Below are 2,514 nucleotides of genomic sequence, written 5' to 3'. Positions count from 1 at the left end.
CCTGATGGAAGCGTCAGATAGTCTTCGGCAGAAAAAAATAAAATTTTTTTTGTCCTATACTTGACACATCCACATGTATGTCGACACACCTACTGTAGCAATCAGGCGCGTGCCGGCATGAATCCAAAAACACTGCAGTACCTGATGGGACATTCTGATATCGGGGTTACACTCAATACATATACCCATATCAAATACGACGACGCTAAAGATGAGATCCTTAAAATGGCTGGAAGTCGTTAAAATGCGTAGTGTTAAAAGTTTTCAGTTTAGCACTAAATTTAGCACTATTGATGTCAGAGATATGAAGAGATATGAGGAGTTACGCAGAGTTACACCAGAAACACAAAAATCCGGAAATGTCTGTAAAATCGGCATAAATCCGCATAAGTCATCATAAAGGAGTATAAGTCAACAATGATAAAAGTATTATTTGTTTGCCACGGCAGGATTTACCGGGCATGATGAAAAGTCTCAAATCGTCTCATAAGTCCCGTTTTTAAGCGTTTTTTGTGCTTCAATCTCAAATTTACCAAAGATTTACCAATATTTCTGGAGAGCCAGACTTGCAAAAAAATGAGCCAGAATGAGGAGATTAAAACATGAGCGAATTGAAACCAAGAATAACGGAAAACGGAATTGATTATATCCTTGTTGGAGATTACTACATCCCAGACCTGAAACTGCCGGAAGAACATCGCCCCATTGGAAAGTATGGACGGCTGCACCGGGAATATTTAAGGGAAATCCATCCAGCCCGATTGAACACATTGACCTTGACTGGGGAGTTATGGACATATCTTTCAGACCTGAACGAACAGGCACAGGAACGGTTAGACACCATCATGGAGCAGATGAAAATTGCCGAGGGCGTAACCGAGGAATTAAAGTGTACCCGTCAAATGGAATGGGTGCGGCGGTGCAATAATATCCACAATCGGGTAGAAGAAATTGTTTTGCATGAGATAATTTATTCATAATAGTATGGTGTCAGGATTATGACAAATCAGAGGTTAAAAGGTGCGTTATGTTAAAAAGCATAGGGTTATATTTTAGAAAAATAGATTTTCTGAATTTTGCAGTTGGAGCTATAATGCCAATCATTGTATTGTTTATAGTTTATTCATCAGTCAAATCAAATATAATTCTTCAAGACACTGATTTTTTATCACTGTTGATGAATCATAAAGGGAAATTCATATTTTACTTTTTCGTGTCCTTTATTGAAGAAGTTATTTTTAGAGGAATTATTTTTGGGCTGTTGCTGCAAAAATGTAAAAATAAGTATTTGAGTTGCGTAATAGCTGCACTTATTTTTACACTACCACATATTTTTAATACCGATAATATTTCTGTTCTGGTAATGTTTATTTTTCCTTTTCTATATGGAATATTTGCCAATGAAATGTTTTACACTACAAAGAGTATTTGGATGCCCACAGGATTTCATTGGTTATGGAATTATACAATAACAAGTTTGTTTCTTGTTACAGGAACACAAAGTTTCATATATGTACATATCATAGCAGCAATGATTATAATGATACCGTTGTTTTACATTGTTATTGGGAAAACACGCCTAAGTGGCGATTGATAGCTTACAGTTTATCGCTTTATACAATATCAACTGAATAACCACAGCACAAACCGCTGCTACATGGAAGCCAACAAACCATGCAACAGCGGTTTTTCTTTACCGTTTTTTCCTCTGGCTGATAGGCGTTCCCATTTTCTTTGATTTTTTGAGAATCCGAATCAGCCAGCGAAATTCTTCGTCTGACAGATTTTTATAGTTGATGCCGAGCTGCTTGCAGTAAAGTACAACGAGCTTTTCATCCCGGCTGCCCTTGAAATTTTCGACCGCTTCCAGATTTTCTTTCAGTTCATCAGCAACGGTGGTCTGGGGTGCACTCTCGCTGTCCTTTTTATGGGCTTCCCGAATATCCCGGATAATGAGGTTGAGGTCATCCAGAACCATGTGGCTGAAATATTCATCATCACTGATATGGGCGGCTTGCAACACTTTCAAATGGGGGTCATCTTCGCCGGGGCGATACCGTTCAATGATTTCATGCCGGACGGTATCGACAAGGGCGTTGAGGTTTTGAATCTGCATGGTGGCAATCCCATCCACATAAATCTCAATGTCCGCAAGAAACTTGATAAAGTCCTTATGGGTGGCAAGTTCGCAGAGCAGACGGTTGTTAATCCGACCGCTTTTCAGAAGTGCTACCATCTCATCACTCAAATGCAGCTCCCTTAATGGTGTGTTGATCTCCGCCCGGTTCTCTGTCCGGCAAAAGAGATAATCGAGGGACACCCCATAAAAATCTGCCAGCAGGATAAGGTTGCCATGATTGATTTCCTTATAGTCATCTTTTTCATAACTGCCAAGAGCCGATTTTGAAATACCCGTTTGCTCTGCCAGTTCTTCCAGTTTTAACATAATATATAGCAAGAATTCTCCTTCCTCTACAGGTGGGAGATGAATTGCAAAAAATAAAAAGAACGCTT

Annotated in this window: 4 protein-coding genes; 3 read left to right on the top strand and 1 reads right to left on the bottom strand. The window is 39.3% G+C overall.

Annotation, left to right across the window (positions count from 1 at the left end; genetic code table 11):
- The first annotated feature begins 60 nt into the window (after positions 1–60).
- The 3 genes from GT674_RS16615 (at position 61) to GT674_RS16605 (ending at position 1,594) form a co-directional block, all read left to right on the top strand.
- Positions 61–243 carry a tyrosine-type recombinase/integrase gene (locus GT674_RS16615; RefSeq protein WP_279286432.1) on the top strand — a complete coding sequence of 61 codons (183 nt, stop codon included), beginning with the start codon at positions 61–63 and terminating at the stop codon, positions 241–243.
- A gap of 359 nt (positions 244–602) precedes the next feature.
- Positions 603–980, top strand: coding sequence for a TnpV protein (locus GT674_RS16610; protein WP_161286669.1), 378 nt, complete (start codon positions 603–605; stop codon positions 978–980).
- A gap of 47 nt (positions 981–1,027) precedes the next feature.
- Positions 1,028–1,594, top strand: a complete 567-nt coding sequence (locus GT674_RS16605; protein ID WP_117762285.1) for a CPBP family intramembrane glutamic endopeptidase — start codon at positions 1,028–1,030, stop codon at positions 1,592–1,594.
- Between the two features lie 99 nt (positions 1,595–1,693).
- Here the strand turns inward: GT674_RS16605 and GT674_RS16600 are convergent, their stop codons facing one another.
- Positions 1,694–2,446 (bottom strand): helix-turn-helix transcriptional regulator, encoded by a 753-nt coding sequence (locus GT674_RS16600; RefSeq protein WP_161286668.1) that lies wholly within the window; start codon positions 2,444–2,446, stop codon positions 1,694–1,696.
- Between the last annotated feature and the right edge of the window lie 68 nt (positions 2,447–2,514).

This window comes from Blautia sp. BIOML-A1, assembly GCF_009883055.1.
Lineage (GTDB): Bacteria > Bacillota > Clostridia > Lachnospirales > Lachnospiraceae > Blautia_A.
Note: the sequence above shows the minus strand (reverse complement) of the source record. Positions and strands in the feature narration are given on the sequence as shown.